Annotated in this window: 13 protein-coding genes and 1 tRNA gene; 9 read left to right on the forward strand and 5 right to left on the reverse strand. The window is 62.2% G+C overall.

The genetic code is table 11. The annotated features are described in order from the left end of the window. Nucleotides 1-382: 382 nt before the first annotated feature. On the forward strand, nt 383-673 hold the full coding sequence (rpmB, locus tag CR492_RS06185) for a 50S ribosomal protein L28 (RefSeq protein WP_012589374.1): 291 nt from the start codon (nt 383-385) through the stop codon (nt 671-673). Nucleotides 674-730: 57 nt separating this feature from the next. Here rpmB and CR492_RS06190 read toward each other — a convergent pair whose 3' ends face one another. Both CR492_RS06190 and CR492_RS06195 read right to left on the reverse strand, forming a co-directional pair. Then, the gene (locus CR492_RS06190; protein ID WP_102842863.1) at nt 731-1522 is read right to left on the reverse strand and encodes a M48 family metallopeptidase; all 792 of its coding nucleotides are present in this window, start codon (nt 1520-1522) and stop codon (nt 731-733) included. A gap of 158 nt (nt 1523-1680) precedes the next feature. Further along, entirely contained in the window at nt 1681-2964 is a 1284-nt protein-coding gene (locus CR492_RS06195) for a polyhydroxyalkanoate depolymerase (protein WP_102842864.1), read from the reverse strand. A gap of 362 nt (nt 2965-3326) precedes the next feature. Between CR492_RS06195 and CR492_RS06200 the strand changes: the two genes are divergently transcribed. The 3 genes from CR492_RS06200 (at nt 3327) to CR492_RS06210 (ending at nt 5700) form a co-directional block, all read left to right on the forward strand. Beyond that, nucleotides 3327-4661 (forward strand): ActS/PrrB/RegB family redox-sensitive histidine kinase, encoded by a 1335-nt coding sequence (locus CR492_RS06200; protein WP_102842865.1) that lies wholly within the window; start codon nt 3327-3329, stop codon nt 4659-4661. Nucleotides 4662-4971: 310 nt separating this feature from the next. Next, on the forward strand, nt 4972-5508 hold the full coding sequence (locus CR492_RS06205; protein ID WP_180982454.1) for an ActR/PrrA/RegA family redox response regulator transcription factor: 537 nt from the start codon (nt 4972-4974) through the stop codon (nt 5506-5508). Nucleotides 5509-5624: 116 nt separating this feature from the next. Then, nucleotides 5625-5700 (forward strand) — tRNA-Ile (locus tag CR492_RS06210). Between the two features lie 72 nt (nt 5701-5772). Here the strand turns inward: CR492_RS06210 and CR492_RS06215 are convergent. Then, complete coding sequence (locus tag CR492_RS06215) at nt 5773-6099, reverse strand: BolA family protein (RefSeq protein ID WP_102842866.1); 327 nt, start codon at nt 6097-6099, stop codon at nt 5773-5775. A gap of 112 nt (nt 6100-6211) precedes the next feature. On the opposite strand from CR492_RS06215, the gene CR492_RS06220 reads away from it, so the two are divergent. From CR492_RS06220 to cobT, 3 genes are all read left to right on the forward strand, one after another. Further along, nucleotides 6212-6811, forward strand: coding sequence for a J domain-containing protein (locus CR492_RS06220; protein ID WP_102842867.1), 600 nt, complete (start codon nt 6212-6214; stop codon nt 6809-6811). Nucleotides 6812-6890: 79 nt separating this feature from the next. Then, the gene (cobS, locus tag CR492_RS06225) at nt 6891-7889 is read left to right on the forward strand and encodes a cobaltochelatase subunit CobS (RefSeq protein ID WP_102842868.1); all 999 of its coding nucleotides are present in this window, start codon (nt 6891-6893) and stop codon (nt 7887-7889) included. An 82-nt stretch (nt 7890-7971) separates the two neighbouring features. Then, nucleotides 7972-9906 carry a cobaltochelatase subunit CobT gene (cobT, locus tag CR492_RS06230; protein ID WP_102842932.1) on the forward strand — a complete coding sequence of 645 codons (1935 nt, stop codon included), beginning with the start codon at nt 7972-7974 and terminating at the stop codon, nt 9904-9906. 74 nt (nt 9907-9980) lie between these two features. Here cobT and secB read toward each other — a convergent pair whose 3' ends face one another. Beyond that, nucleotides 9981-10466: a protein-export chaperone SecB gene (gene secB, locus CR492_RS06235; RefSeq protein ID WP_102842869.1), complete on the reverse strand. Its 486-nt coding sequence runs from the start codon at nt 10464-10466 to the stop codon at nt 9981-9983. 187 nt (nt 10467-10653) lie between these two features. Here secB and CR492_RS06240 point away from each other — a divergent pair, with 187 nt between their 5' ends. Together CR492_RS06240 and CR492_RS06245 are read left to right on the forward strand one after the other, a co-directional pair. Further along, a complete protein-coding gene (locus CR492_RS06240; protein WP_102842933.1) occupies nt 10654-11286 on the forward strand; it encodes a thiamine phosphate synthase in 633 nt (210 codons plus the stop codon). Beyond that, a complete protein-coding gene (locus CR492_RS06245) occupies nt 11270-12253 on the forward strand; it encodes a tetratricopeptide repeat protein (protein WP_245411986.1) in 984 nt (327 codons plus the stop codon). The genes CR492_RS06240 and CR492_RS06245 overlap by 17 nt, the downstream gene beginning before the upstream one ends. A gap of 6 nt (nt 12254-12259) precedes the next feature. Here CR492_RS06245 and CR492_RS06250 read toward each other — a convergent pair whose 3' ends face one another. Next, nucleotides 12260-13387 carry a S1C family serine protease gene (locus CR492_RS06250; protein WP_102842870.1) on the reverse strand — a complete coding sequence of 376 codons (1128 nt, stop codon included), beginning with the start codon at nt 13385-13387 and terminating at the stop codon, nt 12260-12262. Nucleotides 13388-13469 lie beyond the last annotated feature (82 nt).

The raw sequence follows: 13469 nt of genomic DNA on the forward strand, positions 1-13469 counted from the left end.
CGCCGAGCTGCCTGTTTCTGCTCGCCGCCGCGGCCTCGGCGCTAAGCGCCGCGCGTCCGCGATCGCGTCGAGCAAGGCGCAAATTAGCAAGGGCCGGTTAAAGGTGCTTTAACCTTAAGGGACCACCGGCGACGGCAAAGGCGACATCCAAGATTTTTCGCTCAGCCTTGACGCGGCGCAGCGTGTAGCCTATGTCCTGCGGCTTCATATGCCGCATGAGGGCGCATTTGCGATTCACGGGATCGCCAATGCGCTTCACGCTTTTTAACGCATCTGCTTGACGCAAAAGTCTGCTGCTTTTGCTGAAGATGCTCTGGTCGAGGATGCGCGCCGCCCTTTTGGCCGCGAGCCCGGCGCGTTTGAAATTGAAGAGGAAGTTGAGATGTCCCGCCGCTGCGATTTGACCGGCAAAGCCGTACAGACCGGCAATCTGGTCAGCCATTCGAACCACAAGACGCGGACGCGGTTTCTGCCCAACCTCTGCAATGTCACGCTGATTTCCGACGTGTTGCAGCGCAAGGTTCGGTTTCGCGTGGCTGTGGCCGCGCTGCGCTCGGTCGAGCATCGCGGCGGACTCGACGCCTTTCTCGCCAAGGCGGACGATGCGGAGCTGTCGCTCGGCGCCCGCGCGATCAAACGCGAGATTTTGAAGAAGCAGGCCGCCGCCTCCTGATTTTCGGCCGGAGCTTCCGCCGCGCCTTCCGTATCTGCAAAATTCGCGTCGCCCGGCTTATGGCCGGGCGTTTTGCGTTTGCGCGCCGAAACGCAACAGACCGGACCCGTTGCGGCGCAGCCAGGCTTCTGCAGCCGCCGCCTCCGGATAGATCCGCTCGACGACAGCCCAGAACGCGTCCGAATGATTCATATGGACGAGATGGGCGACCTCATGCGCGGCGAGGTAATCCAGCACAAAGGGCGGCGGCAGGATCAGCCGCCAGGAGAAATTGAGCGCCCCCGCGGACGAACAAGAGCCCCAGCGGCTGGTGGTGTCGCGCAGCGTTATCCTTCGAACCTTGACGTCAAGCCTGGCGGCATGCCGCACAACGCAAGCTTCGAGATCGCGCCGCGCCTCCTTGATCAGAAAATCCCGTACCCGGCGCGCCGCGAAAGCGCCCTCGCCGCCGACGAGCAGCAAGGGCTCCTCCCCCGCCTTGGCCGGCGCCGCCGCGGCGACCGCGCCCGCCCCGCGCGGCGGCGGCTGCAAGACGATCCGATGCCAAACGCCGCGCAGCGGAATGAGCGATCCGGGCTCGAAGGGGATCGCCTCGGGAAGTCGCCTCAACCTTGCGCCGACCCATGGCGCATGCCGCTCGGCGAAGGCGCGCGCATCCTTGAGGCTGGCGCGAGCGGGAACCGTCAGCACCACGTCGCGGGCGCCCGTGCGCACCCTTAAGGTGAAGCGCCGCGCCGCGCCGGAGCGGCGCAGAAAAATACGGTAAACCTCACCGTCGTGAGCGACGTCGAAAAAGGACCGCTCCCCGACGGGAGGCGCTTCCCTGAGAAGGAGCGAGCGCAGCGACATGGCCGCCAGTTTAGCGGGGCGCCCGCTGAGTCGCTATCGCCGATTGCGCACGCAAAGCGAGTTGGGATTCACAAGGACCGCGAATGCGCTCCACGCCTTGTTTCAACGAATTTCCCGGGCGCAAGAGGACGCGCTTACTGAAAACGCTCGCAGGCGAATCAGATCCCGACCAGCGACAGGTTGCGGGCCGATTTTCCGGAGCCGTGGAAGTCAAGAATGCGCGGCACGATCTGGTTGCGAAAACGCGATCCGTTGAAGACGCCGTAGTGTCCGACTTTTTCCTGCAGATAATCGGTCTTCATAGCGGCGGGCAGATTGAAACAGAGGTCATGCGCCGCCAGCGTCTGGCCCGCGCCTGAGATATCATCGTTCTCGCCTTCGACGGTCATCAGCGCAACGCGTCGGACCGCGGAGAAATCGACGATTCGGCCGCGATGCGCCATCTCACCCTTGGGCAGGGAATGCTTGACGAAAACGGTGTCGACCGTCTGAAGGTAGAATTCGGCGGTGAGGTCCATGACGGACAGGTATTCGTCGTAGAAATCGCGGTGCTTTTCGGCCGAATCGCCGTCGCCCTCGACGAGATGGCTGAACAGTTCGAGATGGGCGCTGACATGGCGATCGATATTCATGCCCATAAAGCCTGCGAGCTGCAGAAAGCCCGGATAGACCTCGCGCCCCGCGCCGCGATAGCCGAGCGGCACAGCGCTGATGCAATTTCGCTTGAACCAGGCGCTGCCGCGCTCTTGAGCCAGCAGATTGACTTTCGTCGGGCTGCGCCGCGTGTCGATCGGGCCGCCCATCAGGGTCATGGAAGCCGGAACATGCGGGCTGTCTTCGCCCTCCATCAGCGCGACGGCCGCAAACAGCGGCACCGCCGGCTGACAAACGCCGAGCGTATGCAGCGGAATCCCATCGTTTTCCTTGCTCAGCAAGGTGCAGATGGAGATGAGATAGTCGATATAATCGTCGAGATCGAACCGGCCAGCCGACAGCGGCAGCGCCTTGGCGTCGAGCCAATCGGTGATGTAGACGTCATAAAACGGCAGGAACGCCTCGACCGTGCCGCGCAGCAAAGTCGCGTGATGGCCGGACATCGGCGCAACGATCAAAAGCTTGGACTGCGGCGCTGTGAGGCGCTTTTCAAATTGGCGCTCGAAATGGAGCAACCGGCAAAAGGCGCTTTCCCAGACAACTTTCTCGACAATCGGGACGCGCTCGCCGTCGACAAGAGTGATGGCGAGGCCAAAGCCCGGCTTGCTGTAACGGCGGGTCATACGCTCGAAAAGCTCGACCGTCGCCACCATGTTCTTGCCAAGATGGGTATAGGAGAGAAGGTTCGCGGGGCTCTTCAGCCAGAGCTGGGCCATGTCGGACATCGCCCGGGCCGGGGCGAGGACGAAGTGAGAGATTTCATGCAGCTCGTAAGTGAATGGAGGCATCGTTGCACTCTTTTCGGCCCTGACGCAGGTAAAGCTGCTAACGCTTTCTTCTGGCGATCATGTTTTTCTATTGACGAAAATTGCGCCAACCTATGCAGTATATTTAATCATAATGGCGTCGAGTTAAATGCGTTGCATCTCTTTTCGCGGCTAAGTGACAGAAATCACACTTTTTCGTCCCGCAGGCGTTTTGCATCAAACTTAAGCTCGCGTCGGCAAGATAACCAAAAATCCGCACCCGCGTTCCGAGAAATGAATGGCTAGTACATGAGCACTAGAGGCAGGCGGCTCTCCGCGAATCGCAACAAGTCGGCAAGCGCCCAGGCCGAACAAGACCCATCCCAACCGGGCCGAGCGTTGTGATGACCACTCTGCTTAACATCGATTTTCGCCGGCGCACGCGCCGTCTGCACGTCGACACGCTCGTCCGACTCCGCTGGCTCGCGCTGTGCGGTCAGGCGGCGGCGGTTCTGTTTACGGAGTTTGTGCTCGAGTTTCCGCTGCCGCTGGTTCCCTGCTTGCTGATCATCGCCATCTCAGCCGTTCTGAACGTCGCGCTGCGGGTCCGCTACGGCCGCGTCGACCTCCTCAACGAAAAGCCGGCGGCGATGATTCTCGCCTATGACGTGCTGCAACTGACGGCCCTGCTCTATTTGACGGGAGGCATCGAGAACCCGTTCTCCATGCTCTTTCTTGCGCCGATCATGGTCTCGGCGGTGTCGCTGTCCGGCTGGACGACGTTTGTCCTGACCCTTCTGACCATCGGGGCGGCGAGCGTCCTGACCTTTCATCATTATCCTTTCCCCTGGGATCGGGGCGAGACCTTCACCATGCCTTTGATATTTGCGGCGGGCGTCTGGACCGCGCATGTCGTCAGCGCGATCTTTATCGCGATCTATGCCTCGCAGGTGGCGCTGGAATCGAGCAAGCTGGCGGACGCGCTTTCGGCGACGGAGCTGGTGCTTGCCAGAGAGCAGCATCTGACGCAGCTCGACGGCCTCGCCGCCGCCGCGGCGCATGAACTCGGCACCCCCCTCGCGACCATCACGCTTGTCGCCAGGGATCTCGAAAAACAGCTGCCTCAAGAGGGGCAGATCAGGGAAGACGTCGCCCTGCTGGCTCAGGAGGTCGCGCGTTGCCGCACGATTCTCGGCAAGCTCGCTTCGCTTGGCGATGACGACGGCAATGTGCTTGACGAGTTGCCGGTCACCTTGATGATTGAGGAGGTCGTCGCCCCGCATCGCGATTTTGGCGTGAAAATCGCTATTCGCCAGACCGGATCGGGACGCAAGCCAGTCATGCGGCGCAACCCCGCCATTCTTTATGGGCTTGGCAATCTCATCGAAAATGCGATCGATTTCGCCAACAATGAAGTGCGCATCGACGCGAGCTGGGATTTGAGCCGGGTGAAGCTCGTCATCGAAGACGATGGTCCAGGGTTCTCGCCGGAGGTTTTGAGCCGCGCGGGAGCGCCCTATGTCACGACCAAAACCGATCGCCGCCTGAAATCCGAAGACGGCTCGGGGCTCGGTCTTGGCCTGTTCATTGCAAAAACACTGTTGGAGCGCTCTGGCGCTACGGTGTTGACCGGCAATGTCCCCCCTCCTGCAACGGGTGCGCGGATCGTCGTCGAATGGAAACGCGCGGCCTTCGAGCGCGGCACGAAAATTCCGGCGCCGGCGCAAGCTGCGTCCTAGCGACTACGACCATAGCTTCGCTGAGAGCGTATCTCTTTGTTAGAAAGGATTTTTATCGCATAAGACTGCATCTTTCGCGAAAAATGCTCTAGAGATGGCTTGGGGGCGCCCTTCTCCCAGCCCGCATCCGGTAGAAATCACGCTTCAATGGGGCTAGTCTACCCAAGGATTCAGCGCCCGTCCTGAAAAGACGATGTCCTCGGATGGCGGGAGTCCCCTCCAGGGGTTGAGAAAAATCGAGATTATGATGACAGATGGACCTCCTGACGCGCTCCCAGGAGAAAGCTTGAGCAACGATCAAGCCGACCCGATGGCCGAGGGGCAGGACCGCTCCCTGTTGATCGTTGACGACGACAAGCCGTTTTTGTCGCGCCTAACGCGGACGATGGAAAGCCGCGGCTTCATCGTCAGATGCGCGGAATCGGTAGCCGAAGGCCTTGAGGCGATCGCGCAGAGCGCGCCCGCTTTCGCGGTGATCGACATGCGGCTCGGCGACGGCAACGGTCTCGACGTGATCGCCGAATTGAAAGCGAAGCGGCCCGACGCGCGCGGGGTGATCCTCACCGGCTACGGCAATATCGTCACCGCCGTCACGGCGGTGAAATTCGGCGCGTTCGATTATCTCGCCAAGCCGGCCGACGCCGATGAGATTTATCATGCGCTGATGGCAATCCAGCACGATAAGGCCGAACTGCCGGAAAATCCGATGTCGGCCGACCGGGTCCGCTGGGAGCATATTCAGCGCGTCTACGAACTCTGCGGCCGGAACGTCTCCGAAACCGCCCGCCGCCTGAACATGCATCGGCGGACCTTGCAGCGAATTCTTGCCAAACGCGCGCCGCGCTAGACCATCCAGGCGAGACTCGCCGCGGCCATTGCTTCGGAACTCAAAAACGGTGTAATGCCGCTTCCCCGGCGACGAGTCGCGGATCAAAACGCCCTCGCCGCTCATGCGGCCGCGCGGGGCCGGTAGCTCAATGGTTAGAGCCGGCCGCTCATAACGGTCTGGTTGCAGGTTCGAGTCCTGCCCGGCCCACCAGCATCCGCTGGAACTTTTTGACCTTCATTGCGGCCTGCCGCCGTGGCGCCTGGCCGCAGCGGCCCCCGCGAGCTATTCCCCCGGCGCTTTCGCCTCGATCGCCAGCGCATGCACGCCGGCGTCAAGCTCCTGCGCCAATGCGGCGTTGATGGCGCGGTGGCGGTCGATCCGACTCTTGCCGGCGAAGGACTTCGAGACCACCTTCACTTTGAAATGCGTTTCGCCGACTTGATCGGTACGGCCGGGACGGGTCGCCACATGCGCGTGGCTGGCGTGTTTTTGCGATTCGTCGATGACTTCAATCGTCTCGGGCGCAAAGGCGGCCTGCAATTTCGAACGGATCGCCGTCGCGATGGGCGCTTGCGCTCCGGTTGCGGTCGCCTCTATGTGATGGCTCATTCAATGCTCCTGCGCCGCGCTACCTGGCTCGGCCTTGTCAAGTGGGTCAGCAATCTTTTTACCTCGCTCCCGCGCTTGCGGCCACCCCAAAGACCTCCATAATGCCAAGGTCATGAATTTGAATTCTCGCATCTTCGATCGAATCCGGGTCAAACGTGAGCCGAAGGCGGCGGTTCAGCAGAACCAGCCGCGCTGCGACTATCCCGGCTGCTCCGAGCCGGGCGGCCATCGCGCGCCGATGGGTCGGCTGCGCGAAGGACAGTATTTTTCCTTTTGCCTCGATCATGTCCGGGAATACAATGCGACCTATAATTATTTCAACGGGATGAGCGCGGAAGACGTCGCCCTTTACCAGCGCGACGCATTGGTCGGCCATCGTCCGACCTGGTCGATGGGATCGATGCGCGGCGAAAAGGGATTTCGCGAGGACGGGGAGGCGGCGGGACCCGACGCGCTTGGCATGACCTCCCCCCGCAGCTACCGGCGCGCTGCGGCGGAACCTTCAAAGCCGCGTCTCGGTTTGGCCGCTGTGCGCGCGCTGGACACGCTGGGCCTTGACGCTACCGCTGACACGGCCGCCGTGAAGACCCGCTTCAAGGATCTGGTCAAGCGCTTGCATCCCGACGCCAACAGCGGCGACCGTTCGAACGAGGACAGGCTGCGCGAGATCATTCGCGCCTATAAATATCTCAAATCGGTGCGATGCGGCTAAGTCCGGCGGACTGATATCAAGCGGATCGGCGATGAAGGCCGCCCGCAGGGCCGCCCAGCGCCATCGCTACGGAGGGGGAATGCAAAGCGTAAGACTCGACGAGGGCGCCATTACGGGCCTTCCGGACATGAAGATCTCCGTGCGTCAGGTGTTCGGCATCGACACCGACATGGAGGCGCCCGCCTATTCGGCGAGCGATCCGCATGTGCCGGACCTTGATCCCGATTATCTGTTCGATCGCGACACGACGCTCGCCATTCTCGCCGGCTTCGCGCGCAATCGCCGCGTCATGGTCACCGGCTATCACGGCACGGGCAAATCGACCCATATCGAACAGGTCGCCGCGCGACTCAACTGGCCCTGCGTGCGCATCAATCTCGATAGCCATGTCTCGCGCGTCGATCTCGTCGGCAAGGACGCCATCGTTCTGAAGGACGGGCAGCAGATCACCGAATTTCGCGACGGGATTCTGCCTTGGGCGCTACAGAACAATATCGCGCTCTGCTTCGATGAATATGACGCCGGCCGCCCCGACGTCATGTTCGTGATCCAGCGGGTGCTCGAAGTGTCCGGTCGCCTGACGCTTCTTGACCAGAGCCGGGTGATCCGGCCGCACCCCGCTTTCCGCCTGTTCTCGACGACGAACACAATCGGGCTCGGCGACACCTCCGGCCTCTATCACGGCACGCAGCAGATCAATCAGGGCCAGATGGATCGCTGGTCGATCGTCGCGACGCTCAACTACCTGCCGCACGACAAGGAGGTCGAGATCGTTCTCGCCAAGGTGAAGCGGTTTCAGGCCACCAAGGAAACCCGCGACCAGATCAGCAAGATGGTGCGGGTCGCCGATCTGACGCGCAACGCCTTTATCGCCGGCGATCTCTCGACGGTGATGAGCCCGCGCACGGTCATCACCTGGGCCGAGAATGCGGAAATTTTCGGCGACATCGGCTTCGCGTTCCGGCTGACCTTCATCAATAAATGTGATGAACTCGAGCGCTCTTTGGTCGCCGAATTTTATCAGCGCTGCTTTGGCAAGGAGCTGCCCGAGAGCGCGATCAATGTGGTCATGACCTGAAAGCTGTCTGAGGGGCCGTCCCGTCCCATTTCGCCGCGCGCGCGGACCGGCGCGTCGGCGCCGGATGATCCGCTGGAGCCATATGTCCGCCTCGAACCAGAAGCCGCCCGCCAAGACCGAGGCGCCGCAGGAACCGTTCAAGCGGGCCGTCGCCGCCTGCATGCGCGCCATGGCGAAGACGCCAGATCTCGAGGTCGTCTTCGCTCCCGAACGCCCGAGCCTCATCAAGACGGGATCGTCCGCCAAGGCCCGCCTGCCCGAGCCGTCGCGCAAGATCGACGCGCGCGAGACGGCAATCTTGCGCGGACACGCCGATTCGCTCTCGCTCCGCCTTGCCTGCCACAATGCCGAGACGCACCGGCGGCTGTCGCCACAGGCAGCCAGCGCCAAAGCCGCCTTCGACGCCGTCGAGCAGGCGCGGGTCGAGGCGATCGGCTCGCGCCGAATGGAGGGCGTCGGGGACAATATCGACGCCATGCTCGACGACCGGTTCCAGCGCGCCCGCTATCCTGACATCGCGACGCGCGCCGACGCGCCGATCGAGGATGCGCTCGCCATGATCGTGCGCGAACGCCTGACCGGCAGAAAGCCGCCGAAGGGCGGGCAGCGTATTGTCGATCTGTGGCGGCCGTTCATCGAGGAAAAGGCTGGCGTCGACCTCGACCGACTGCCAACCACGATCGAGAACCAGCGCGCCTTCGGCCAGTCGGTGCACAAGCTCCTGACCTCGCTTGAAATGCTCGAGGAGGGCAGCCTCGACGATCATCCCGAAGATGATGAGAATTCGACCGACGATGTGGATGAGGGCGACGCAGAGGTTGAAGCCGCCGAAGGCGAAAAAGACGATTCGGGCGAGTCGCGCGATATTGAAAAGAGCGAGGACGCCGCCGACGCCACCGATGAGAACGAGGCGGACGCGGCTGACGCGCCGACCGGGGAATTCGAGGAAGAGGCCGATTTTTCCGATTCCGAGCAGGCGGCGGATCCGCGCCGGCCGCCGACGCCGGGGCGCGCCGAGCAGCGCGGCTCCGAGTACAAGGCCTTCACCAAGCGGTTCGACGAAATCGTTGCGGCCGAGGATCTCTGCGACCCCGAAGAGCTCGAGCGGCTGCGCGCCTATCTCGACAAGCAACTGCAAAACCTTTCCTCGGTCGTCTCGCGGCTCGCCAACCGGCTGCAGCGCCGGCTCATGGCGCAGCAGAACCGGTCCTGGGAGTTCGACCTCGAAGAAGGCATGCTCGATCCGGCGCGTCTCTCGCGCGTGATCATCGATCCGCAGCAGCCGCTGTCCTTCAAGCAAGAAAAGGACACCGATTTTCGCGACACCGTGGTCAGCCTGCTGATCGACAATTCCGGCTCGATGCGCGGGCGCCCGATCACGGTCGCCGCCACCTGCGCCGATATTCTGGCCCGCACGCTGGAGCGCTGCGGCGTCAAAGTGGAAATCCTGGGGTTCACGACCAGAGCGTGGAAGGGCGGCCAGTCGCGCGAAGCCTGGCTGCAGGCGAACAAGCCGGCCGGGCCCGGGCGGCTCAATGATCTGCGCCACATCATCTATAAATCAGCCGACGCGCCCTGGCGGCGCGCGCGAAAGCATCTCGGGCTCATGATGCGCGAGGGGCTGCTCAAAGAGAATATCGACGGCGAGGCGCTCGACTGGGCCTATCGCCGCCTGATGGCGCGGCCGGAGCAGCGCCGCATCCTGATGATGATCTCGGACGGCGCGCCAGTCGATGATTCGACGCTCTCGGTCAATCCCGGCAATTATCTCGAAAAGCATCTGCGCCATGTGATCGAAACGATCGAGACGCGCTCGCCGGTTGAGCTGATCGCGATCGGCATCGGCCATGACGTGACGCGCTACTACCGCCGCGCGGTGACGATCGTCGACGCGGAGGAGCTTGGCGGCGCAATGACGGAAAAGTTGGCCGAACTGTTCAGCGAGACCGGGACGCCAGAGCGCAGCGGCGGCCGCGGCGGCGCTTCGCCGCGAGCGGGCCAGCCGCTATTGCATTAGGGCGTTCGTTCCGGATTCAAGGGGGCGCCTCGAACGCCCCCTGAATGACTCTTCGAAACCCGAGCGGGCCGCCGTCAGGCGACAGTCGGCGCCGGATCGTTGGCTGCGACCTGACTCATGCGCTGGCGATAGAGGGCGGCAAAATCGATCGGATCGATATAGAGCGGCGGGAAGCCGCCGCCGCGCACGGCGTCGGCTATGATCTGCCGCGCGAAGGGAAACAGCAGCCGCGGGCATTCGATCATGATCACTGGATGGGCGTCCGACTGCGGAATGTTGATGAGGCGGAACAGGCCGGCGTAATCGAGCTCGAATTTGAACAGAGTGTCGGCGTCGGTTTTCGCCGAGCCTTCGAGCAGGATATTCACCTCGAAGTCGTTTTCGGCGACCTGCTTGGCGTTGACGTTGACCTGGATCTGGATGTTCGGCGGCTTCTCCTGAGGGCCGAGCGAGCGCGGCGCATTGGGATTCTCGAACGAGAAATCCTTGGTATATTGCACCATCGCATTGATCGCAGGGGCGGCGTCGACTTCAGCCCCGGTTCCGTTTCCATTAGCCATAATTTATGTTCTCCCGCGGCTGCGGGTAGCACGGAAGCAACGCCCGAACAAGCGTCCCGAGCGCCTCATCGCCACCGGTTGGAACGCGGGTTAGCGCCGCCCCTTCAAGAAAAATTGGAGAGGTTTGGCGGGCGATTATGAGCTAGAAGCTGGCGAGTCCTGCTTTTTCCGAGCCCGAATGCCCGCCATGTCCATTGATGCGCCGCGCCTGTTCCTGATCACGCCGCCGATCGTCGAAGCCGCCTCCTTCGCGCCGCAGCTTGCCGCAGCGCTGGGCGCCGCTGGCGTCGCCTGCGTGCTGCTGCGCACGCAAACGCGCGATCCGGGCGAGGCCAAGAAAATCATCAAGGCCCTCGCCCCGATCGCCCAGGAGCGCGACGTCGCGGTTCTCGTCGAGGGCGACCCGCAGCTCGCCGTCCGCGCCGGCGCTGACGGCTGCCATGTCGAGGCGGGCGCCGAGGCGCTGCAGAGCGCCCTTTCGACGCTAAAGCCCGACCGCATCGTCGGCGCCGGGGCGCTGCAAACCCGCGACGCGGCGATGACGGCCGGCGAAACCGGCGTCGACTATCTGATGTTCGGCGGTCCCGATCATCTTGAGGAGCACGACAGCGTGCTGGAGCGCGTCGCCTGGTGGGCGGAGATTTTCAACATTCCCTGCGTCGCCTATGCACAGGCGCTGAGCGAAGTCGCCGATTTCGCCGCCGCGGGGGCCGATTTCATCGCGCTGTCGGACGCTGTCTTTGCCGATCCGCGCGGCTCGGGCGCAGCGATGGCGGAGGTCGCGGCCACATTGGCGAGCCTCAGTGAAAAGGCGCATTGATTTGCGCGTGACCTTTTCCGCGATCGCCGCGGCTTCGCTTGCGGCGGCTTCGGTCACCGGCGGAGCGCTGGCGCAGCCAACTATTCCCGCGCCGCAGCCGCCCGAGGCCTTCGCTCCCGCAACAGCCGGCGATGCGCCCGATCTTGCCTTCGGCGCCTATCAGCGCGGCTATTACGGCACGGCGCTCGCCGAAGCCATGAAGCGCATCACGGCCAATCCGCAGGACGCCGCAGCGATGACGCTGCTCGGCGAGCTCTACGCGCAAGGTCTTGCGGTGCGCCGCGATCCGACCGAGGCCAACCGCTGGTACAAGCTGGCGAGCGAGCGCGGCGATCGTCAGGCCACATTCAAGCTCGGCCTCGCCAAGCTCACCGGCGACGGGACGCCGAAGGATCGCGAAGGCGCCGCGGCGCTTTTCAAAACGGCGGCGGCGGCGGGTCACCCCGGGGCGATGTATAATCTCGGCGTACTCGCCATCGACGGCAATGGCGTCGTGTCTGATTTTTCCGGCGCAGCCAAATATTTCGAGACCGCCGCCAATCTCGGCGACGGCGACGCCGCCTATGCGCTTGGGATTCTCTATCGCAACGGCTCCGGCGTCGAAAAGAGCGACGAACGCGCGGCCTATTGGATCGCCCGCGCCGCCGGCGCCGACAATGTTCCGGGCGAAGTCGAATATGGAATCATGCTGTTCAACGGCGTCGGCGTCGCCAAGGACGAGACGGCAGGGGCGAAGCAGTTTCTCAAAGCCGCCGCCCGCGACAATCCGGTGGCGCAGAACCGCATCGCCCGCATTCTCGCCGCGGGCCGGGGCCTGCCAAAGAATTCGGTCGAGGCGATGAAATGGCATCTTCTCGCGCGCTCGGCCGGGATCAAGGATCCCTGGCTCGACGGCGAACTTGCGAAACTGTCGCCAAAGGACAAAGAGGCTGTTCAGGCTGCCGTCCGGCAATATGTCGGGCGGTGAGGCACGTCACTGCCGACATTCAATGAAGATGCTCATGGCTCTGGCTTCATCGGCGAGGTCCGGCCCGGATAATTGCTGCGAGATTTGGGCCTCTGTGAATGCAACTCGATTGCTTTCGAGAAAATTCGCCAAGAGACGGCCTTTAATCGCAAAGTTCACGTTTTGTGGAACATCTCCGTTAGTTGCGATCATAACATTTAAAGCGTTGAGCTTCGCCGAGACAACACCAACGACATGCCCGCTTTGATCCAATAATGGACCGCCGGAATTGCCCGGTTGAACCGGGGTGGAAATTTGCAAATAGCGACTGTCATCTCCGATGCCTGCCAACGCCGTCACAGTCCCAACTGTGAAATTGCCCGAGCTCGCGAGCAAGGACGAAAGAGGAAATCCGAACGCCGCGACGTTTTCACCAAATCGAACGCCAGACCGGATTTCCGCCGTCCTCTCAGGTTTAAGTCCCGTCTTTAGTACCGCGAGGTCGTTTGCGATATCGCGTGAGACGACGCTGGCAGGGATGGGGACGCCATGATCTTCTAGAACGCGAATAGATTCGCATTCTTCAACGACATGCGCGTTCGTTACGACATAGCCTTCCGCATTCACAAAAAAGCCTGTCCCTGAACTTCTTGCCTTGCCCTTCGGGGGTGTCGAAGACGGCGGCTGGATCGATCGGGTAACTTCCTGATGGGCGGTGGTCGGAGGGTCGGGCTGATAGACGGTTGCCTCTTCAACGTGAGCATACTTTGAGTGAATCCAGCCGGACCGGCATGGTCCAGAATACGCCTGGCGCGTTTTCCAAGGTATATCAACGCCGCAGCTTCGATCCAGATTTCGTTTTTCGCTATATATCACCGCGAGCCAAGGCCCGTTGCTCGCGCAAACATAAACGTCGTCACCGTTATACAGTCGATCGATTTCTTTGAAGCGTGCACCCCCCGGCCCGCTTCGGACAGATAAGAAGCCGTCGCCCTGGGGATCCAGTCCGAAAATTTTCCCTTCGTAGCGGCACGCAAGAGGGGATTCATCCCCTCCAATCACAAAGGGGAGCGTGCTCCGCGTATCGGCGACGCAGGCAATTGAAGTGCTTGAGATTGCGATGCCGCAAACACAAGCCGTCCAAATGTTCGCCATGCCAGATTTCCGTCTAAACAGGTTATTTTTTAAGAATTTATTTCAATATCTCTGTAATCACGGCTCAATCTGGCCCTGGGAG

It is taken from the genome of Methylocella silvestris (assembly GCF_002891535.1).
GTDB lineage: Bacteria > Pseudomonadota > Alphaproteobacteria > Rhizobiales > Beijerinckiaceae > Methylocapsa > Methylocapsa silvestris_A.